At 63.9% G+C, this 20512-nt stretch carries 21 protein-coding genes and 1 pseudogene; 8 read left to right on the forward strand and 14 right to left on the reverse strand.

Annotated features, from left to right (window positions below):
• Positions 1-882, forward strand: an 882-nt coding sequence (locus ACODSN_RS05620; RefSeq protein WP_489053794.1) for a hypothetical protein, incomplete at its 5' end; no start/stop codon positions are given.
• Positions 883-921: 39 nt separating this feature from the next.
• On the opposite strand, the gene ACODSN_RS05625 is transcribed toward ACODSN_RS05620, so the two are convergent.
• Positions 922-2559, reverse strand: coding sequence for a GMC family oxidoreductase (locus ACODSN_RS05625; RefSeq protein ID WP_489053796.1), 1638 nt, complete (start codon positions 2557-2559; stop codon positions 922-924).
• Between the two features lie 248 nt (positions 2560-2807).
• Here ACODSN_RS05625 and ACODSN_RS05630 point away from each other — a divergent pair, with 248 nt between their 5' ends.
• A complete protein-coding gene (locus ACODSN_RS05630) occupies positions 2808-3089 on the forward strand; it encodes a hypothetical protein (RefSeq protein WP_489053798.1) in 282 nt (93 codons plus the stop codon).
• Positions 3090-3192: 103 nt separating this feature from the next.
• Here ACODSN_RS05630 and ACODSN_RS05635 read toward each other — a convergent pair whose 3' ends face one another.
• Both ACODSN_RS05635 and ACODSN_RS05640 read right to left on the reverse strand, forming a co-directional pair.
• On the reverse strand, positions 3193-4608 hold the full coding sequence (locus ACODSN_RS05635) for an aromatic ring-hydroxylating oxygenase subunit alpha (protein ID WP_489053800.1): 1416 nt from the start codon (positions 4606-4608) through the stop codon (positions 3193-3195).
• A 203-nt stretch (positions 4609-4811) separates the two neighbouring features.
• Positions 4812-5849, reverse strand: a complete 1038-nt coding sequence (locus ACODSN_RS05640; RefSeq protein WP_489053802.1) for a phosphotransferase — start codon at positions 5847-5849, stop codon at positions 4812-4814.
• Between the two features lie 71 nt (positions 5850-5920).
• Here ACODSN_RS05640 and ACODSN_RS05645 point away from each other — a divergent pair, with 71 nt between their 5' ends.
• The 3 genes and pseudogenes from ACODSN_RS05645 to ACODSN_RS05655 all read left to right on the forward strand — a co-directional run bounded on the left by ACODSN_RS05645 (position 5921) and on the right by ACODSN_RS05655 (position 7888).
• Positions 5921-6712 (forward strand): SDR family NAD(P)-dependent oxidoreductase, encoded by a 792-nt coding sequence (locus tag ACODSN_RS05645; protein WP_489053804.1) that lies wholly within the window; start codon positions 5921-5923, stop codon positions 6710-6712.
• A gap of 341 nt (positions 6713-7053) precedes the next feature.
• Positions 7054-7269 (forward strand): annotated as a pseudogene (locus tag ACODSN_RS05650) (acyl-CoA thioesterase domain-containing protein); the annotation flags it as partial.
• Positions 7270-7525: 256 nt separating this feature from the next.
• Positions 7526-7888, forward strand: a complete 363-nt coding sequence (locus tag ACODSN_RS05655) for an acyl-CoA thioesterase (RefSeq protein WP_489053806.1) — start codon at positions 7526-7528, stop codon at positions 7886-7888.
• 3 nt (positions 7889-7891) lie between these two features.
• Here ACODSN_RS05655 and ACODSN_RS05660 read toward each other — a convergent pair whose 3' ends face one another.
• The 5 genes from ACODSN_RS05660 to ACODSN_RS05680 form a co-directional block, all read right to left on the reverse strand.
• Positions 7892-8422, reverse strand: coding sequence for a nuclear transport factor 2 family protein (locus ACODSN_RS05660; protein ID WP_489053808.1), 531 nt, complete (start codon positions 8420-8422; stop codon positions 7892-7894).
• A 12-nt stretch (positions 8423-8434) separates the two neighbouring features.
• Positions 8435-9868 (reverse strand): FAD-dependent oxidoreductase, encoded by a 1434-nt coding sequence (locus ACODSN_RS05665; protein WP_489053810.1) that lies wholly within the window; start codon positions 9866-9868, stop codon positions 8435-8437.
• 21 nt (positions 9869-9889) lie between these two features.
• Positions 9890-10492, reverse strand: a complete 603-nt coding sequence (locus ACODSN_RS05670) for a nuclear transport factor 2 family protein (RefSeq protein WP_489053812.1) — start codon at positions 10490-10492, stop codon at positions 9890-9892.
• Positions 10493-10588: 96 nt separating this feature from the next.
• Positions 10589-10834 carry a hypothetical protein gene (locus ACODSN_RS05675; protein WP_489053814.1) on the reverse strand — a complete coding sequence of 82 codons (246 nt, stop codon included), beginning with the start codon at positions 10832-10834 and terminating at the stop codon, positions 10589-10591.
• Positions 10810-11130 carry a hypothetical protein gene (locus tag ACODSN_RS05680; RefSeq protein ID WP_489053816.1) on the reverse strand — a complete coding sequence of 107 codons (321 nt, stop codon included), beginning with the start codon at positions 11128-11130 and terminating at the stop codon, positions 10810-10812. Before ACODSN_RS05680 ends, ACODSN_RS05675 begins: the two co-directional genes overlap by 25 nt.
• Positions 11131-11224: 94 nt before the next feature.
• Here ACODSN_RS05680 and ACODSN_RS05685 point away from each other — a divergent pair, with 94 nt between their 5' ends.
• The 3 genes from ACODSN_RS05685 to ACODSN_RS05695 all read left to right on the forward strand — a co-directional run bounded on the left by ACODSN_RS05685 (position 11225) and on the right by ACODSN_RS05695 (position 13821).
• Entirely contained in the window at positions 11225-12346 is a 1122-nt protein-coding gene (locus ACODSN_RS05685) for a serine hydrolase domain-containing protein (RefSeq protein ID WP_489053818.1), read from the forward strand.
• Positions 12347-12524: 178 nt separating this feature from the next.
• Positions 12525-13439, forward strand: coding sequence for a TIGR03620 family F420-dependent LLM class oxidoreductase (locus tag ACODSN_RS05690; RefSeq protein ID WP_489053820.1), 915 nt, complete (start codon positions 12525-12527; stop codon positions 13437-13439).
• A 154-nt stretch (positions 13440-13593) separates the two neighbouring features.
• Positions 13594-13821 carry a hypothetical protein gene (locus ACODSN_RS05695; protein ID WP_489053822.1) on the forward strand — a complete coding sequence of 76 codons (228 nt, stop codon included), beginning with the start codon at positions 13594-13596 and terminating at the stop codon, positions 13819-13821.
• A 337-nt stretch (positions 13822-14158) separates the two neighbouring features.
• On the opposite strand, the gene ACODSN_RS05700 is transcribed toward ACODSN_RS05695, so the two are convergent.
• From ACODSN_RS05700 to smpB, 6 genes are all read right to left on the reverse strand, one after another.
• On the reverse strand, positions 14159-14953 hold the full coding sequence (locus ACODSN_RS05700; protein ID WP_489053824.1) for a transglutaminase-like domain-containing protein: 795 nt from the start codon (positions 14951-14953) through the stop codon (positions 14159-14161).
• Between the two features lie 334 nt (positions 14954-15287).
• On the reverse strand, positions 15288-16361 hold the full coding sequence (gene recA, locus ACODSN_RS05705; RefSeq protein WP_489053826.1) for a recombinase RecA: 1074 nt from the start codon (positions 16359-16361) through the stop codon (positions 15288-15290).
• Positions 16362-16460: 99 nt separating this feature from the next.
• A complete protein-coding gene (locus ACODSN_RS05710) occupies positions 16461-16820 on the reverse strand; it encodes a response regulator (protein WP_489053828.1) in 360 nt (119 codons plus the stop codon).
• 85 nt (positions 16821-16905) lie between these two features.
• Positions 16906-19335: a hybrid sensor histidine kinase/response regulator gene (locus tag ACODSN_RS05715; RefSeq protein ID WP_489053830.1), complete on the reverse strand. Its 2430-nt coding sequence runs from the start codon at positions 19333-19335 to the stop codon at positions 16906-16908.
• Between the two features lie 57 nt (positions 19336-19392).
• Positions 19393-20001: a DUF2062 domain-containing protein gene (locus tag ACODSN_RS05720; protein WP_489053832.1), complete on the reverse strand. Its 609-nt coding sequence runs from the start codon at positions 19999-20001 to the stop codon at positions 19393-19395.
• Positions 20001-20483, reverse strand: a complete 483-nt coding sequence (gene smpB, locus ACODSN_RS05725; RefSeq protein WP_489053833.1) for an SsrA-binding protein SmpB — start codon at positions 20481-20483, stop codon at positions 20001-20003. Before smpB ends, ACODSN_RS05720 begins: the two co-directional genes overlap by 1 nt.
• Positions 20484-20512: the final 29 nt, after the last annotated feature.

The raw sequence follows: 20512 nt of genomic DNA on the forward strand, positions 1-20512 counted from the left end.
ACCTATCGGCCATCAAAATTGACGCCGACCGGACACCGTAATCGTCGCGCTACACCGGCGCTGGAGAAATGCGTCGATTACGAGATTCCCGATCCGCTGCCCTATTATGAGGCGCAGACGCGGGCGATTGCGGCGCTGGCCGCCTATCACCGCGCCGGCCATTTCGGCGACGAGGTCGAGCACGCATTCCCGTTCGATCCGACGAGCGAGGCGCTGCTCAAGGTCATTCCCTATGACGCCGACGGTCTCGCCGCCAAGCTGGACAAGCTGAAGGATTTTGCCGCCCGCGCGCCGCAGCTTCTGCCCGATGGCCTCTCCGACCCTGCATTCCTCGCCGACTTCGCGCAGGGCGCGGCGCTGGTGCTGAAAAAGGAGCGGGCGATCTGGGAACGCCTCTACGCATCTGATGATGCCATTGCGCTGGTGCACTGGAACATGAACCCGGACAATGCCTGGTTCTGGCGCGACGAACGGGGCGTGATGCAATCGGGCCAGCTCGACTGGGGCGGCGTCGCCCAGTCCAATCTTGCCCAATCCTATTATGGCATGTTGTGTGCGGGCGAGGCGGATTTTCTCGCCCGGCATGACGCGCATCTTCAGGCGCTGCTGCTCGACGACTATGCAAGAGCGGGCGGGCCGCGCATCGCACCTGCGGACTTCGATCGCGACGTGAAACTGTCCATCGCGGTGCTGGGGATAGCATGGATGCTCGATGCGCCTGCTCTGCTGGAGGCCGAATTGCCGGACTATCCTGACCTGACCGACCGCACCGACCCGCGCCTGCGCGATCTGTTTCTGCCGCGCTGCCAGTTGCAGCTGCTGCGGGTGTTTCTGTCCGAATGGCGGCGCAAGGATATCGGGGCGGCGATCAGGGCGCTGTGAGGGATGAGAGCGGGGCGTTATGCCCCGGCACCTATCCCCTCACGCGGCGTTGCGAAGCTGCGCATCCTCCAGAATCAGGTCGGCCGCACGCCAGCCTGTCGCCATCGCCGGCCCGTTGGTATTGCCCGAAATGAGACCGGGCATGATCGAACAGTCGACGACGCGCAGACCGTGGACGCCGCGCACGCGGGCGCGCTCGTCGACGACCGATCCGGCGTCATGCCCCATCCGGCAACTGCGCACCGCATGCGTGCCGCAGAGCGCGATCTTCCGCACGATCGCCAATATTTCCTCATCGCTGGCGTGCCGCGCGCCGGGCGCGATTTCCGGTCCGATGAAGGGGGCCAGCGCGGGCTGGCCGACATAGGCGCGGATATAGCGCACCAGTTCGATAGCGGCGCGCTGGTCATGCTCGCTTGCTAGCCAGTCGGGCGTGATCGACAGTGGCGCGTCCGGGTCCGCTGCGGTGATTTCGATCCGGCTTTCGCTGTCGAGGCCAAGAAGCTGCGCGGTAAAGCTCATGCCCGGTTCGCGCTGGACCGATTGCATCGGGGCGACCGTGTCCTTGTCCCGCTCCTCGGGGATGTCGAGCGTCCAGCCGCTGATATAGAGCTGCGCATTGGGGCGCGGTTCATTCGGATTGGTCCTGATGAACGCGCCCACTTCCATCGCGCCATTGGCGAGCGGGCCGGATTTGGCGATGAGATATTGTGCAACGCTGGCGGCGAGGCCCAGGCCCCGCAGCCGGTGATTGATGCCCCTTTCGCCGCCCTTGAGCCGGTAGGTCATCATCATTCCGAGATGTTCGAGGATGCGGCCGCCGACATCCGGGCTGTCGTGGACGACATCGATGCCATGGTCTTGCAGCAGCGCCGCCGGGCCGATGCCGGACAGTTGCAGCAGTTTGGGCGAGGCGATCGTCCCGACGCTGATGATGATTTCGCCGTGGCAGGCATAGCGTGTGAGCCGTCCGCCGACCCGGCAGTCCACGCCGACCGCGCGCTTGCCGTCGAAACGGATGCGGTCGGCATGGACATTGGTCACGACATCGAGATTGGGCCGATGGCGCACCGGCTCCAGAAAGGCGAGCGCGGCGCTTTGCCGCACGCCCTTCCTGATGGTGTAGCAATAATAGCCGACGCCTTCCTGATCCTCCCGATTGAGGTCTTCATAATGGCGCGGCAGGCCCATCTGAACGCCCGCCTCGATCGCATGTTCGGCCAGCGGATAACGGAATTTATTGGTCGTTATGTGGACGGGGCCGCCGACGCCGCGCACGCCGTCATCCCCCAGCTCATGATCCTCGATCGAACGATAAGCCTGCTTCATCCGCGCCCAGGACCAGTCGGACCCGGCCTCGCGTTCCCATATGTCGAAATCCTGCGGCTGGCCGCGCACATAAATCATTCCGTTGATCGCCGATGATCCGCCAAGACCGCGCCCGCGCTGCCAGGTTTCCGACGGCGCGTCGGCGGGGCCTACCGGATAGGACCAGGTGTGATTGGGATCGGTGACGAGCTTGCCGATGCCCTTGGGCATGTTGACGAGGAAATTCCGGTTCTCGCCGCCCGCCTCCAGCAGCAGCACGCGATGGGCGGGGTTTTGCGACAGGCGGTTGGCGAGGACGCAGCCGGCCGATCCCGCGCCGATGATGACATAGTCGTAGCTTTGCGCCATCGTCCCTCTCCTGTATTCGTCCGGCGGTAGCGATAACCGCACCTGTCACGCCAACTTTATCTTGACGATAGTCTGCTACAATACCATAGGCAAGCCTATCAAATGGCGATCAGCTATCGAGGGAAATGGGGCCATGAGCCGTGATGGTGCCAGCCACCTTTATCGTGAAGGGCGCAACCCCCAGCAGCGTTTCTCGCTGCCGCAGGGCGCGTAGCGCGCCCGAGGCGTGAAAATTGAGGAGTGATTGAATGAAGATACGGACATTGTTGTTGGCAGCCTGTGCATTGACGGCCACGGTAACGGCGCACGCCGAACCCCTGAACATTGCGCGCAATGCCAGGGTGGTTTCGTCCGACGGGCAGGATATCGGCCTGGTCAATCGTGTGCTGACGGGCGAGGACAAGAGCGTGAGCGCCATTCGGATCATCATGGGCAGCCGCCTGGTCACGCTGAACGCCGATCGGTTGGCGGTCGAGGGCGGGGTCGTCACCACCAGGCTCACCAGGAAGGAAGTCGAGCGCTCGCGCTGATTACGGGCGAGGGCAGTCGGCGGCGACTCCTGATAGAACCAGATGAAAAGGGTGGCTGCCGACGCTTCGGGTGTCGGCGGCCACCCTTTTGCATATTATATGATTATGGACGTGCGGCCTTGCCGCGCGCGATCTGTTCGTCCATCACCGCATTCCAGTGCTGGATGATCATCTCCTGATACGCGCCGAGCCGCGTAAAGGGTTTTTCCGGATCCGCCGAATGCGCGCCCTTCTGAATAAGCGGCATGTTCGACATGTCCTGATCGAAGATATAGCCGAGGAATCCGAAGCCCGGACAATGGGCGTACACGCCCTGATCCGCGTCCAGCTCGATGGCTGGCGCGGCGGGCGGCGCCGGGCCTTCTTCCGGGCAAGGCAATAGCAGGCGCACGTCGAAATAGCTCATTTCCGGGTCGGTCTCATGCGGCAGGAACTGATAGACGAAGGGCACCCCTTCGCTCAGCCAGAAACAGCTGTGCGGATAGAAGAAATAGAGCGGGCTATCGAGCATGAGCGCGTCGGGAAGGTCGATCCGCCGTCCATAGAAGCGCGAGGCGACTTCGCGATGCCATGCGCCAAGCTGCGCGCGGATATCGCCCTGTTCTTCCAGCACGGGTTCGGGTTCGTCCGGATAGTGCCAGCCGATCATGCCCTGCGCCAGCATCACGCCCGCCTTGAGCGAGTTGTCCTCGCTGGGCGCGAACATGCTGGGAACGGCCGCGCAGGTCAGGTTTCGCCCGACATGACCGGCGTCGCTGCGCCAGATTTCATAGGCGCCCTGGCTGTCGCCGGTAAAGGGCACGGCTTCGGGATGCGTGGAATAGAGATGATAGGCTTCCTGAAATGCCTCCTGCGTGATCTTCCAGTTGGCGCGGACGCGCTTACGGAAGCGCGCGCCCGTATAGCGTTTTTCGGGCGCGAACTGCTCGAAATGCTTCGGAATCGGGCCAAGCGCATCGATTAACGGCGCGGCGTCCGCATTGGCATTGACGAACAGGAAGCCGCCCCAGCGTTCGAGCCGGATTTCGGGCAGCGATCCGTTGAGGCGAGTGATGTCCGGGAAATCCCAATGGCTGGGGATCGCCTTCAACCGCCCGTCGATATTCCATTCCCACGCATGATAGGGACAACGGATGGTCGCGGCGGACTCGCTCTTGGCGCACAGCATCGTGCCGCGATGCAGGCAGCTATTGTGGAACGCCTTGAACGCGTCGGGGGCGGAGCGCACGATGAAATAGCTGTGCGGGCCGATCGTCAGGGGCACGCGGTCGCCGACCTGCGGAATATCCTCCTCCCGACAGACGAGCAGCCAGTTGTCGGTCCAGACATGGTCATATTCGTCTTGTGCGCGGGCGGGATCGAAATAGCGGGCATGATCGACATGATGATTGTCCGGCTCGAAATTGCCATGCTCCACCAGCGCGGGATGGTTTGGCCCATGCGCCTCGCGCTGCCACATTTCGGTCGCGAGCGGACGCTCCGCAGAACCATAGCCTCTCACTTTAGCGGCAGTCGCCATCTCATTTCTCTCCGATTCGCGAGCGTTTCGGGCCGTCATTCGCCCTTATAGTGTAGTACCATACCATAAGCGCTCATAGCCGCCAACTCAGCGCAGGCTATCGAGCGCGTCGAGATCGTCGATCGCCGTGGCGATGCGGCCGATGAAATTAAGCGTGATGTCGCGCGGCTGCATGTCGGGCAGGTCGTCGCCGGGCGTCAGCGTCATCGTCCACCAGGCGAGCGTCGTGAGCAGCTGCTGGCGGTAATTGAGCCACGCCTCCTCGAAGGGACCGACTCGCCCCCTGCGGCCGTGAAGGCATCGAGATAATAAAGCAGCAGGTCCTTTTCCCAGGCCCGCCGCTGATCGACGGTCAGCGCGGTGGAAATCGTGTACGCGACGTCGCGCGACCAGTGGCCTTTCGACGTCACTTGCCAGTCGCTCAGCCCCATTCGCCCGTCGCGCGTGACGTACCAGTTTTTCAGATGGACGTCGCCATGGGTGATGGTGAGCGGCAGTTCGGCGTGGCGCGCCGACGCGCGACGCGTTGCCGACCATATCTCCGCCGCGCGCGCCATCAGCCGGGCGGGAACGACGTCCGCCGCCGCCAGCAGGCCGGCCTCGCACATGGATTTGAAGTCATGGTCGCGGTCGAGCGCGGCGAAGCGATCATCATAGCGGAACATATGCCCCAATTCCGCATCAAGCTGCGGCGAGCGGTAGAAATGGCCGTGCAGCGTCGCCAGCACGGTCAACTGGTCCCGCACGCGCTCGCGCGTCATCTGTGTATGATGATCGCAGAAGGTGACGCTGTCGCCCAGATCCTCCAGCATCACGATCGAGGCAAAGGACAGGGGATCATAGACCGCCAGCAGCGCTTGCGGCGCTTCGATGGCGAGCTGGGGGCGAATCCGGTTGTAGAATGTCGTCTCGCTCAACAGGGCCGAGGTCGAGAGCAGCAGCCGGTTGAGCAGATCGACCGTCGCCTTGCAGAAAACCGACCGGGGCAGGCCCCCGGCATTGCCGGCGTCATTATAGTCGATGAAGATGCGGCGGCGGTTGGAGGTGCCCGAATCCGGCACGTCCAGCCGTACGGCGACGACCTCCGCGCCCGGATGGTCCTTGCACAATATATGGGTCATCCATTGCGGCGTGATCGCTTCATAGCGCCAGGGGATGTCGCCGGGATGGACGGCCTGGGGGTCTTCCCGCTGGTCGCGCGCATAGCATGCCTTGATCTGGTCGACTTTGGCCGTGTCCATTCCGGTTTCTCGCTCTATGGGTTCAGACATCGAAATTCATCGCCACCGCTGATCGGGGCATAGTGTAGGAGATGTTTATAGTGCCGACCGTCATCGACACCGCCCGGCCGTTCGTGGGCAAAGTCGCCGTCATCACCGGCGGCACGCGCGGCATCGGCCTCGCCACCGCGCGACTTCTGGCGCAGCAGGGCGCGAGCGTCGCGCTCCTGTCGCGCAAGGCGGAAGCCTGTGCGGCGGTAGAGCGGCAGATGCGCGAGGAAGGTCATGCGTGTGTCGCCATCCCCGGTCATGCGGCATCGCAAGAGGATCTGGCGCGGCTGATCGACGGCGCGCTCGCGGCCTTTGGCGGCATCGACATCTTGGTCGCCAATGCGGCGACAAACCCGGTGTTCGATCCGCTGACCGAGCTGACGGAGGCGAGTTGGGCCAAGGTCATGGACATGAATGTCGGCGGCCCGCTGCGGCTCGCGCGGCTTGGCCTGCCCCATGTGGCGGCGCGGGGCGGCGGCGCGATGGTGTGCATATCGTCGGTCAATGCCCATGTCGCCTTCGCTGGCAGCGGCGTCTATGGCGTGTCGAAGGCGGCGCTGGAGCAGATGGTGCGGCAACTCGCGGTCGAATGGGGGGATCGCGGCGTGCGGGTCAATGCGGTGGCGCCCGGCACCACCGCCACCGACATGATCCGGGCCTTGCTCGACAAGCCCGGCTTCCGTGAAAAGGCCACCGGCGGATCGGCGCTGCAGCGGATTGCCGAACCCGAGGATATTGCCGGGGCGGTGGCATTCATGGCGTCGCAAGCGGCCCGTCATGTCACCGGGCAAACGCTGATCGTCGATGGCGGACTGACGATCACGCGGATCTGATCCGCTTTCCCGCCCTTGCGGCTCAGGCTGCCAGCGGGCCATCATTCACTCCGCGGGCGAAGCGGTCGCCATGCAGGGTCTGCATCGCCGAACTGGCGGGCGATCACGAACAGTCGCCGGTAATGATGGCCGATGTTGGGTTTCTCGGTCACGCCGTCCTGCTCGCTATAGACTGACTGCATCATCTCTCTCTCGACCATGGCGCTTAATAGTTTGCTAGCATATCATATTGATATTGCCTATAGGGAAGAAAGTATGGAAGGGCACGCGGCTTGATGCGCAGTTTTGACGAGAATATTTTCGACGGGCGATGGAGCCGGGATATCGTGACCCTGCTCGAAATGGACGAGGTCGCGCCGGACCGGTTCCGCAATCGCCATAACCAGCCTAACGCCTATCGCGCGCTGTTTGGTGGACAGATCGTCGCCCAGGCGTTGCAGGCGGCCGACCGCACGACGCCGGGGCGCACGGTGCATTCGCTGCACTGCTATTTTCTGCGCGCGGGTAGCGCTGCGTCGCCGATCGACTATGCGGTCGAACGGACGCGCGACGGAGGGCGGTTTTCGACTCGCCGGGTCGTCGCGCGGCAGGACGATCAGATCATCTTCACGATGGAATGTTCCTATCGAACGCCGATCGCGGGCTTCAGTCATCAGCGGGCGATGTCCGTGCCCTTCGATCCTGAAAATGCGCTGGACGAAAGCGCGTTCGACGCGGTGATCGGGGCTGAAAATCAGCGTTACGCGGCTTTGTTCAAGGGCCATTATCCGATCGAGGTGCGCATGCCCGGCCCCTGCCGGCTATGTCGAGACCGTGGCGGACGCCAAACGCCATTACTGGTTGCGCGCGCCGGGGGCGGAGCGGGTCGACGATCCGGCGACGCATCGCCAGATTTTCACATTTCTGTCGGATTTTCTGTTCGCGGGCGCCCCGCTGGCGCGACACACGGTCGCATTGCCCGGCCCGCATCTGTTCGTCGCGAGCCTCGATCACTGCATCTGGTTTCATCGCGATATGCGGTGCGACGACTGGCTGCTGTTTGAGACCGAAGGACCCAATGCGCAGAATGGCGTCAATATGGCGCGCGGCTTCGTCTATAATCGGGCCGGCGAACTGGTCGCGTCGCTGGCGCAGGAAGCGTTGCAATATCCGGTGGACGAGGGCGATCAGGGTTAGCGCTCAGCGACCCCGCCCCATCAGCGGCAAAGCCTCGTAAGAGCGGTCGTCTGCCGTTCCACCCATGACGCCCAGCGCCGCCAGCTGGGCCATGTCCCCGGCTCCGGCGTCGAGCGTGATGAAGCTGTCCCACACCAGACGGCGGTGCGCGATCTTCCAGGCGCCGCCGCGCCGTACATAATTGTCGAGATAGCGGCCCAATACGACAAGATGCTTCTCGTCCGGCGCATGGGTGCGATGATAGGCGATGAAATAGAGTTCGCCGTCGGCCCGGTCGCCGTCGATCCTGTAGGACTGGTTGGTCAGGTGATGGGCGGTGAGGACGAAAGGCGCCATGAGTTGCGGCATTTGCGCCACAAACACCGCCGCCTTGTCGCAAAAAACGACGCCATGATCGTCGATCGCATCGTCATGATAGACCGAACGTAGCAGATCCTGATCGTGCCGGTCGATGGCGCGGGCATAGCGCGTGGCGAGATCGCCCAGCGCCTCCCTGTCGAGCAGTGCGTCGATGGCGGCATCGCGATCTGACATAGCCCTTGCCGGTCAGGCCGGGACAGGCGCGGTCAGGGCATGTTGCGCCGCGACCGTGCCCGCGCGGCGGCCGAACACGACCGAACTGCCGATGCTGGTGCCGCCGCCCGCATAGCGCTTGCCATGGAAGCAGCCGACGACTTCGCCCGCGGCATACAGACCCTCGATCACGCGGCCGCGCGTATCGCGCACCTCGCAATCGGCGCTGATATCGAGACCGGCGGCGGTGAAGCCGACGATCGCGGCGCGCACCTCGACCGCGTAGAAGGGGCCGTTCCTGATCGCGGGCAGGGCGTGGCCGTTGCCGTCCTTGTGGAAATCGCGGTCGGTGCCGTCGATCTCGACGCTTGCATTGTAGCGGCGGACGGTCTCGCCGACCGCTTCGGGGTCCAGCCCCGCGAGCCTCGCGACCTCCGCGATGCTGTCGGCGCGGAAGGCGACGCCCTTTTCCACCTCGCGGGTGATAGTGATCTCTTCCCAGCTCGATGTGGCGAGGCCGCTATTATAGGGGTCTGCATAGGACAGGTCGTCGCCATTATCGAGCATCGCCTGATGATCGAAGATCGCCCAGCAAACCTGATCGGGCTGCTCGTTCATCAGATAGCCGGCGACGGCGTAGCTGTTCCATTCTGCCATGAAGCGCTTGCCATGCTTGTTCACGGCGATGACCCATGGCGGCAGAAACGCCTCGACATGGCGGCTGTCGAAACAGGGGCTGGGGTTGAGCAGGCCGGTGTCATAGCCGGTGATCTCCGCGCCGACCGCCTGACCGAGCGTGATGCCGTCGCCCAGGATGAAGGGCGCATCGCGATGGACGGCCCAGGTGCGCTCGCCGTGGAAGGCGGCGGTGGGATACCATTTGGCCAGCATGTCCGGGCTGTTGCCAAAGCCGCCGCTGGCGATCACGACGCTTGGCGCGCGCAATTCCATGCCGAGCGCCCGGATGCCGATGACCCGGCCATCCTCGACGATCAGCGATTCGACCCGCGTGCCGAGCGCCGTCTCGACGCCGAGCGCACCGGCGCGGTTGATGAGCGCATCGGCGATGCCAAGGCCAAAGGTGCTGGAGGTGTGGCCGCGCTGCACGTCGGTCACATCGGAATGGACCAGCATGTTGGCGGGAAACGCGACGCCCTTCTCCTTCAGCCAGTCCAGCATTTCCCCGGACTGATCGGCATAGTAGCGGATCAGGTCGGGCCGCACCGCATGCTGGTTCAGCGTCATGATATAATCGTAGACGGCATCGGCGCTGTCCTCGATCCCCTTTTCCTTCTGGGTGCTGCTGTTGCAGGCATAGACGACGCCGGTGCTGTTGCGCGTCGCGCCGCCCAGATGATCGTCGGCCTCCAGCACCATGACGCTGGCGCCGGCGAGCTTCGCCTCGATCGCGGCGGACATGCCGGCCGCGCCTGATCCGATCACGATGACATCATAATCATGGGACATGTGGTCTACTCCAGTGATCGATCAGGCGGGGACGGGGACGCGGTTCTGGTAGACCGGGTCCGATCGATCGCGCGCGCCCGGCAGGTTGAACAGGGCGACGCTGCCCTGATCGGTGATGCGGGTGCTGGGGCGAATATCGTTCCATTCGTTGGTGATCTTGCGGCGCAGGACTTTCCACTGGCCGTCGCGCCGCTCGAACAGGTCGATATAGCGGCCGCCGCAATAATAGTCGTGATACTGGTCGATCGAGCCATCCGCCTTGCACCGGGCGGTGTAATCGGGACCGAAGAAAGCGGTCACCGCCGCCTCGCCGCCATGGGCGCGCTGATAGGCCCAGTAATAGGATTCGGAGGTCGCGAAATCGCCCTCGACCTCGATCGTGCAGTGGGTGACTGTGTGCACGCCGTCCACTATCCCTTCGCGCAGGGCCGGGATGATGAAGTCGGCAAAGTCCATGGCATTGCCGGAGAAGGAGCCATGATCGTCGGTGCCGTCCGGGTGATAAATGCTTTTGAGCAAATCGATGTCGCAGCGGTCGATGGCGCGGCAGTAGAGCTTGAGAACATGCTCGATGTCCTGCCGGTCGAGCGCGAGACGCAGCCGCGCTTCCAAATCACTGTCCATCCGGTCCTCTCCACGACTCCAAAGGTTCACGTCACTATGATAAGTCTACATACCATAATGGCGGGGGAGGACCGGCGAGTCAACGCGCCGCTGCGTTCATTCGCCCGTAAATTGCGGTCGACGCTTTTCCATGACGGCGTTCACGGCTTCGCCGAAATCAGCGGTGGCGAGGGTCAGCCCTTCATAGGCGACGCCCGCTTCGAACAGGGCGATGTTGGTGCTTCGCCAGATGATCCCGCGATCGCCTGTATGTCCCGCCGACCCAGCTTGAGAGCAGATCGCCGCAGCGCACTGACCAACATGACCAGCGTGGTGGATCAGGGCATGGGATCGAGCAGGCATCCCCAGCCTGGGCGATAGCGCGCCGATCGCGACGCGAGCAGCGGCACGCTGGCCTCGACCCGCCTTTCATCGGCATGATCGGTCAGCGCCACGAGCGCCATGCCCGGCTCCTTGTCGGCCTTGCAACTGCCCATCGCGCGGCCCTCGACATAGCGGCAGGAGCAGGTAACGCGCGCGCCAAAGGCCGCGCCCAGTTCCGCGCGCGCGCGGAACGCTGCCCAATTCCAGGCCAGCAGCGCGCACAGCGCCAGCAGCATGATAGCCGCAGCACTGACCCATCGTCTTTGATTCGCCATGTTTTTTCGTCCAACCCTGATCGGCCCCGCCCCCATTTGGCAGCGGTAAAAGCGGTAGCCAGCCTTACTTGCAATGCTCTAAGGGCGCCGGCTTATGAAACGGGACCGACGAATCGTAAAGCGCCTTGGCGTCGCGGGCGCGCTACTGGCGATGGCCGTGGCGGGGGCGATGGCCGTGCGCGCCGCCGACCCGCAGCCGCTCTATCGCGTCGCCGCCGGCGCGGGCGTCAGCGATGCCGCGCTGCGGCAGGCGATCGATCCGTTGTTCGAGGAGGGCGCGACCGGGGAAACCCGCGCGCTCGTCGTCATGCGCGACGGGCAGGTCGTCGCCGAACGCTATGCGCCCGGTTTTGGCCCGGACACGAAACTGCTCGGCTGGTCGATCGCGAAAAGCGTGACGGCGGTGCTGGTGGGCCTCATGGTGTCGGACGGGCGGCTGGCGCTGGATGCGCCGGTGCCGGTGGCGGCATGGAGCCAGCCGGGCGACCCGCGCGGGCGGATCACGCTGCGCCAATTGCTGACCATGGCGTCCGGGCTTGATCATAGCGAGGATGCCGAGCCGATCGCCAGCGCGGACACCAACCGCATGTTCTTCACCGATGGCGCGTCCGATATGGGGCGCTTCGCCGAATCGCAGCCGGTCGCCGATCCGCCGGGCATCGTCTTTTCCTACAGCAGCGGCAATACGATGATCCTCGCCGACCTGATGACGCGGCAGCTAACCGCCAGCGACGATCCGGACGCGCGGCGGCTGGCGATGCAGACCTTCATCGACGGCCGGCTGAAACAGACCGCAGGCCTCTCCAGCCTCACGCCGGAATATGATGCGCGCGGGACGATGATCGGCGGCGGCTTCCTGCATATGACCGCGCGGGATTATGCCCGCTTCGGCGAGTTGCTGCGCAACCATGGGCGCGGCCCCGCCGGGCATCAGATCGTGCCGGAAAAATGGATCGCCTTCATGCGCTCACCCTCGGCGCTGAACCCGGCTTATGGAGGGCATCTCTGGCTCAATCGCAAAAGCGAAGAGAGCGCGCTGATGCCGGACGAAGCGCCTGCGAACTTGTTTGGTTGTGTTGGCCATGGTGGGCAATATATCCTCGTCGCGCCGCGTCAGCGCCTGACGATCGTGCGGCTCGGCATGTCGCCGGACAAGGCGCAGCGGGTAGCGGTGAAGAGCGCGCTCGCCCGGCTGATCGCTCTGTTCCCGGCCTGATCTCCCGCATCCTGCGCGCAGGCACGGTAAAGGGCCGAATCGCCATGGATTTGCCAGCACACACATTCCGGCTATGCCCGCCCCGTTCCGAATCGAGGAAACCACGGTCCCGCAGGCCATGGCTTTCTCCGTCGGAGAAAGAACGAGCAGCCTTTCAGATGCATAAGGATTTTTGGGAATGAAATTGGGCAAGATGGGCGTGTGGGTCGGCCTCGATGGGCCAATCGGCTTTTTCGAGGACGAAAATTCCGCGCAACGCGGGCTGGCCACGGCGGACCGCATCACGAAATTCGCGCGCCGCGTGGAAGAACTGGGCTATAGCTCGCTCTGGCTGCCCGATGGCTTTGGCCGGGATTCGTTCGTCGCATCGGCTCTGGTGCTCGCCAGCACCACCACCCTGGTCGCTGCGACCGGCATTTCATCCATTTATTCGCGCGATCCGGTCGCCTCGAATGCGGCGGCTACCGCGTTAAGCGAGTGGTCGGGCGGCCGTTTCATCATGGGGCTGGGTGTATCCCATGCCGTCGCCGTGGAAGGCATGCGGGGGCATGATTATACCAAGCCCATCGCAACGATGCGGGCCTATCTCAAAGGCATAGCGCAGGCGCCCTATAATGCGGCGCCTCCAGCCGTAAAGACGCCGATCCTGCTGGCCGCGCTGCGGGGCAAGATGCTCGAATTGTCGCGTGACGAGGCTGATGGCGCGCACCCGTTCAACGTGACGCCCGAGCATACCGCACAGGCGCGCGCAATCCTGGGTTCCGGCAAGCTGCTGTGCGTCGAACAGAAGCTGATTCTGGAAACCGACCCCGCAACCGCCCGTGCCATCGGCAGGGCAGAACTCGAACTGTATCTTGGCCTCGACAATTATCTGAACTCATGGCGCGCCATGGGCTTTAGCGATGATGATTTCACCAATGGCGGTTCGGACCATCTGATCGACTCGATCATTGCCTGGGGCGATGAAAGCGCCTTGCGCAAGCGGATACAGGCGCATCTCGACGCCGGGGCGGACCATGTCTGCTTCAAACCCGTCGCACCCGACAGAAGCACCGACATGCGCATCGTGGAACTGCTCGCGCCCAATCGCTGAGCCGATCCGTCCATGGAGGAATGCCGGGCGTGCGGGCACCCGGCATTCCTCAGGAAGCCTGTACGGCGGGGTCGCAGTCACCCCTGAACGAAGCGCTAGGCGACCCGCAAAAGGACCGGTATGGATAGGGGCCTTCCTGGGGTCGGGAGCATCTATGCCTGAAATCGTTCGGCGCGATGCGTTGCGCGCTTTTATGTCTCTGCTCCTGGCCCTTGCAACCCGTCCGGTCGCCGCCGCGATATCGGTCGCCTCGTCCGACGTCACGACGGCGGACGGCGTCGTGCGGGGGACGATTCGCGAGGGCATCAGGATTTTCACGGGCATCCCGTTTGGCCGCGCGGATCGGTTCAAGCCGCCCCGCGCGCAAGGATTGCCCGCCTAGCCCCGGTTCGACGGCGCGAGGCGCCTCACCATGATATTGGATCATGCGCCCCGGATCAGCGCCGACCCCGATCAGGCCGAACGGCTTTTATGGATACCCTGTCCCCGAAGGTCAGCGGCCCGATCTTGCGGCGGGTAACGCGGCCGGGGCGCGGCCATGGGCCTCGATGGTCGGATATTCAGGGCGCGAAGAGTTGGAATCGAGCATCTCCGGCCACGCGATATATTCGCATGTCGCGGGGCTACATCGGCGATATTGGCCACAGCGCATGTGATATTGGGTTCCGGTGAGGAGCATATGATTCCCAGACCGGCGAAATATCCCCCCGCACTGGGGATCAGACCGGGTCCTCATCCACCCGGCGCACCGTGATCGATTGTTCGTTCATCATCGCGCCGCCAAAGGCGGTCATAAAGGCGATGTCGGTGGCGTCGCGGCCCACCGCGATCCGCGCCATACCCTCGATCGGCGCGAGGCCGGTGGCATCGACCAGATGCCAGGCGCCATCGAGCCACACTTCGACCACCGCGTGAAAATCCGGCGGGTCGAGGCCGAGCGCATAGACCGAAACGAGGCGCGCGGGGATGTCGCGCGACCGGATTAGGGCGGCGGTCAGATGCGCATAGTCGCGGCACACACCCTGCTGCGATACGAAGGTATCGGCGGCGGTTGTGTTGCCGTCCGAACTTCCGGACACATATTGCAGATTGTCGTGGACCCAGGCGACCAGCGCCTGCACCAGCGCGCCGCCCTCCAGCCCCTGGAAATGCCCGCACACGAAGCTGACGAAGCGGTCGGCTTCGCAATAGCGGCTCGGCCAGATAAAGGGCAGCACATCCTCAGGCAGGCTGGGGAGCGGGCTTTTGTTGAGCGACGCAATATCGACCGCACGGCGCTCCACGTCGATCGTCGCGCGATAGGTGGTCAGCATTCGCCCCGTTGCACTGCGCGTCCAGGTGCGCCGGCCGATGCCGCTGCCCCCGGTCAGGTTGGTGAGTGGTCCCGCATTGTCGATGATCATGGATTGATCGATAAGGCGCTGGTCCGGGAGCGCCGCGGCCTCGACCGCGAGCAGCACGTCGGTCGGCTCGCTGAAATCATAATTCAGGATCGCTTCGATCGCGAGGCGCATGATGTTCCTTCCCTTGTTCGGCGGCACAACCAGCCGCGTCTGCGCACGTTCCGCGCGCGCGTCGTGGCTCAGGAATAATGTTGGATGGACTTACGGCGAGGTGCCGCCATTAAACGACGACCGGCGCGTTATTATACGCTCTCGTCAGCGATCCTATCAGAGCTGCGAGCCGCTGTCTCGCCTCTCCCGCAGCGATGCGTGGCCGTATCCCGTGATGGTAAAAGGCCCGCCGGCGAAGCATCGCGCGGCGGGCCTTTTCAGTGCGTGAAGCGGCAGGCAGGCGATGCCGAGCCGATACTCTGCTCGGATGATCGCGCCGGGCAGCGATCAGCGCCTATTCGCCATCATCCTCCGCTTCGGGTCCGGTCATCAACGCTTCGGCGACTTCCTCGGTCTTTCCCCGGATCGCCTTTTCCAGGCGATCAGCCAATTCGGGATGTTCCTTGAGGAATGTCTTGGAATTTTCCCGGCCCTGACCGATGCGGATCGAGTCATAGGAGAACCAGGCGCCCGATTTCTCGACGATGCCCGCCTTGACCCCCAGATCCAGTATCTCGCCGATCTTGGAAATGCCTTCACCATACATGATGTCGAATTCGACCTGCTTGAACGGCGGCGCGACCTTGTTCTTGACCACCTTCACCCGCGTCGCATTGCCGACGATATCATCACGGTCCTTGATCTGGCCCGTGCGCCGAATGTCGAGGCGGACGCTGGCATAGAATTTGAGCGCGTTGCCGCCGGTCGTGGTTTCCGGATTGCCATACATCACGCCGATCTTCATGCGCACCTGGTTGATGAAGATCACCATGCATTTCGACCGCGAGATCGATCCTGTCAGCTTGCGCAGCGCCTGGCTCATCAGACGGGCCTGAAGGCCGACATGGCTGTCGCCCATCTCGCCCTCGATTTCCGCGCGCGGCACCAGCGCCGCAACGGAATCGATCACCAGCACGTCGATCGCGTTCGAACGCACCAGCGTATCGACGATCTCCAGCGCCTGCTCGCCAGTGTCCGGCTGCGACACGATCAGTTCGTCAATGTCGACGCCCAGCTTCTTCGCATAACCCGGATCGAGCGCATGTTCGGCATCGACAAAGGCAGCGGTGCCACCATTTTTCTGCGCTTCGGCGATGGCATGCAGCGCGAGCGTGGTCTTTCCCGAGCTTTCCGGGCCGTAAATCTCGATGATTCGCCCCTTGGGCAGGCCACCAATACCGAGCGCGATATCCAGCCCCAAAGAACCCGTCGAAATCGCCTCGATCTCGATCTTCTCGCGGCTGCCAAGCTTCATGGCCGAACCCTTGCCGAACGCCCGGTCAATCTGGGCGAGCGCGGCATCCAATGCTTTCTGTCTGTCCATGGTCCCTGTCTTTTTGGAATCGATGAGTGAGAGCATTGCGGTCATGGGCCTCGCCTCCTGTCAAGCGGAGAGCGCCGATTCGTCGGCGCCTGCCCATCATGTATCGCTTTTGTTCTTATGGAACAAGAGGGGAACGGAATTTTCCTATTCCGCGCCCAATACCTTGTCTAGGGCGCGCTCAACCGCGCCGATGGTGAAGGGCTTGGCCAGCGTCGGCCGGCCAGCATGCGCCGAGGGCAGGTCATCGGCGATGCCCCCGGTCGCGAAAATGAACGGAATGCTCTGGGCGACCAATATGTCAGCGACGGGCCAGCTCTTTTCTCCATGGAGATTACAATCGACCAGCGCCGCGTCGAAGCCGCCCTCACGGGCATGCGCGCACGCCTCGTCGACCGAGGACGCGACCGCGTGCAGCCGATATCCCAGCGTATCGAGATAATCTTCTAGCATCATGCCGATCATCGCTTCGTCTTCGACGATCAGGATGGATTTGCCGTCCGACATGCCTGCTGCCCCTTGTTAATCGTTCCGCTTCGCTATCGCATCGCTCCCCTTTTGCACAGCATAAACAGATTGATCGACGGCAATCTTACGGCGCGGGAGGCTGCATCGCCAGTGCGTCGCGCGCCGCTTCGGCGAGCTGGCTGACGGAGAAGGGCTTCGGCAGAAAGACGACATTGGCGATGTCGATCGACTTGCGCAGCTGCTCCTCGGCATAACCCGACATGAACAGCACCGGCAGGTCGGGACGCGCCCGCCGCGCCTGCGCGACCATCGCCGGGCCGTCCATATTGGGCATGACCACATCGGAAATGAGCAGGTCGATCCTTTCGCCGCCCGCCAGCACCTCCAGCCCCTGTTCGCCATCGGCGGCGGTCAGCACCTTATAGCCCTGCCGCGTCAGCGCCCGTTCGGCCACGGCACGAACCATATCCTCATCCTCGACCAGCAGGACCGTGCCTGTGCCCCAGGTTTCGCTGCGTCGGACCGGCGCCTTCTTCTCCTTCGCCTCTTCCAGATCGGCGCCGGCATAGACGGGCAGATAGATGATGAAGCTGGCGCCGCGGCCCAGTTCGGATTCGGCAAAGATGAACCCACCCGACTGCTTGACGATGCCATAGACGGTAGACAGGCCCAGCCCCGTGCCCTTGCCCAGTTCCTTGGTGGTGAAGAAGGGTTCGAAGATCTTGGACAATATGTCGGGCGGGATGCCGAGGCCACTGTCGGACACCCGCAGTGCGGTATAATCGCCGGCGGGCAGAATATCCTGCCGCATCTCGCGCACCTTGGCGGCGGGCACGGCATAGGTCTGGATATTCACCCGGCCGCCTTCGGGCATGGCGTCGCGTGCGTTGACGGCCAGATTGACGATCACCTGCTCTAGCTGCCCCGGATCGGCGCGCACCGCGCCCAGATTACGGCCATGGCTGACTTCCAGCTTTACATTCTCGCCCAGCAGGCGCTTGAGCAGATTGGAGACGTCGGCCACGATGTCGGGCAGTTGCAGCACCTGCGGACGCAACGTCTGCTGACGCGAAAAGGCGAGCAGCTGACGGGTCAGGCCGGCGGCGCGATTGCTGTTCGACTTGATCTGCTGAACATCGTCATAATCGCTGTCGCCCGGCGTGTGGCGCATCAGCATCAGGTCGCAATGGCCGATGATCGCGGTCAGGATATTATTGAAATCATGGGCGACGCCGCCGGCTAGCTGGCCGATCGCCTGCATCTTGGTCGCCTGGGCGACCTGGCGCTTGAGCTTGCTTTCCTCGCTATTGTCCTTGAGGCTGAGCAGCACCGCCGCTTCGCCAAGACCCCGCACGCCGGCCAGGCTGAGCGCGATCGGCTCCTCCGGCTGATCGCGCATCCGCACCGCGACATCGCCCGACATTTGTGGGCCGACCGCGAAGCGTCGCACGGCATCCGCCACCGCCGCCTGATCCTCGCGCACGACCAGATCGCCCGGATAGACCGGCTTTTCGCCAGATTTGAGGCCCGCGACCCGCGCGAAGGCATTGTTCACGAACAGGATGCGCCCGTCACGATCGGCCATGGCGAGGCCGAAGGGCAGCAGCGACAACAGGGTTTCGATATAGGAGAGCGCGGACGTGCCCCCACCCCCCGCCGGCTCATCGACCAGCAGCAGCAGCATGGGTCCGTCCTGCACGGAAGTCGAGCCGCTTCCCGGCGCGGGCTGGCTGGCGCGACGCAGCGGCACCTGCAACAGCCGCAGCGGCAATCCGCCCGCCTCCTCGCGTGAAAGGAACAGCCGCGCCTTGTCATCCACCCGCATATGCGCGGCAAAATCCCGCCCGGTGATATTGGCGTCGATCCGTCCGGCGGCGCGCAACAGGAAAGCGCCGTTGGCGCAACGAATCCGTCCCTCGCCACCGATCATCACCGCCATGACCCCGGCCTCGCCGAGTTGCCGCCCGGCATCGCCCGTCAACAGCCGCTGGACATCGTCGATCGCACTTGGCGCGCGCACCGGGGTAAAGCGCCAGAGCAGATAATCCTCCGCCCGGCCGGTACGCTGAATATCGATATCGAGGCGCAACGCGCCATGGGCGGCGCCCGGCACCCGCGCCTCGCCATCGCGCCAGGCGGCGCGCGCCGCCGCCGAAAGGCTGTCGGACAAAGCGGCATCGGCAGAGAGAGCGGGCGGCGCGGGATAGCCCGGAAACCACTCACCAAACAGATCGCTGGCGCAGGCGAGCCGGCCCGCGCGATCGGTAACAGCGATCGCCATGCTGGAGGCATCGGCGGCGGCGCGCGCCACGGTCCAGTCCGGGGTCGCCTCCCGGCTCGACGCAGGCGCGGGAAGGATGCGGCGGACCCATACCGTGAGCGCCGCCATCGCCAGCACCGTCGCGGCGAAACCGGCGGCCAGCGCCGGGCTGCCGACGACAAAGAAAAGCAGGACGGCGCACAGCAGCGCCGTCAGAATGATGAGGGGCAGGAAGGCGCGGGCCAGGGGGCGCGGCCCCCAGTCGTCCGCATCGGGATTTATCCGTGCGGCCATGACCGCCCATATCTCAGCATGCAAGGCCCCCGCGCCCTTGGTGGGATCGCATCACCCTCAGACGGCGGCGATTTCTTCCAATGCGCCGCTTTCGCCCCGCTTGCCAATCCTCAATTTGCGCGCCTGCCATTTCCGGCCCATGCGATGCCGCCAGATCCAGTCCGCCAGGAAATATCCCACTACGCCCGACGCGATCGAAATCAGCGCCAGACCCAGCAACATCGCGGGCGCGGCTTCCGACAACAGCCAGGCGACCCATTGGCGAATGCTCGCATGATCGTTGACCAGCGCCATGAAGCCAGACGCATCGGCGGTGCGCCCCAGCATCCAGTTGCCGATATAGACCGAAGCCCACAGGATGAGCGGGGTGGTCGCGGGGTTGGACAGGAATGTCATCGCCGCAGCAACCGGAATGTTCGCGCGCACCGGCAGGGCCAGCAGCGCCGCGCCCGCAATCTGGATACCGGGGATTAGCAGGAAGATGCCGACGACCAGCCCCAGCGCCACGCCGCGCGGCACCGACCGCCGGGTAAAGCGCCAAAGCGACGGTTCCAGCACCCGATGCGCAACCGGCGCAATAAAACGATTATGTTCGAGCGATTCGCGGGTCGGCGCATTGGCGTGCCACCACCGGACCAATCGGCCCCGCCGCTGCCCGTTGCTCATCAGCCCTTGTCCCGCATGATGCGTTGCTGGTCCCGCTTCCAGTCGCGTTCCTTGATCGTGTCGCGCTTGTCGTGGGTCTGCTTGCCCTTGGCCAGCGCCAGTTCGACCTTGGCGCGGCCCTGGCTGTTGAAATAGACCATCAGCGGCACGAGCGTCATACCCTTGCGCTCCACCGCCCCCTGCATTTTCGCGATCTCGCGTTCGTGCAGCAACAGCTTGCGCGGCCGTTTGGGCGTGTGATTTTCGCGATTGCCGTGGCTATATTCGGGGATGTTGCTGTTCACCAGGAACACCTGATTGCCCTTCACCTCGGCATAGCTTTCGGCGATATTGCCTTCGCCACCGCGCAGCGCCTTCACTTCGGTGCCCTGAAGCGCGATGCCGGCCTCAAACACATCCTCGATGAAATAATCGAAGCGCGCGCGCCGGTTCTCGGCGACGATCTTCTTCTTGTCGAACAGGGCAGGACGGGGGCGGGCCATTTTTAAATCTACTTCTCATTCTTTCGGTT

This window comes from Sphingobium sp. FG11, from assembly GCF_057809915.1.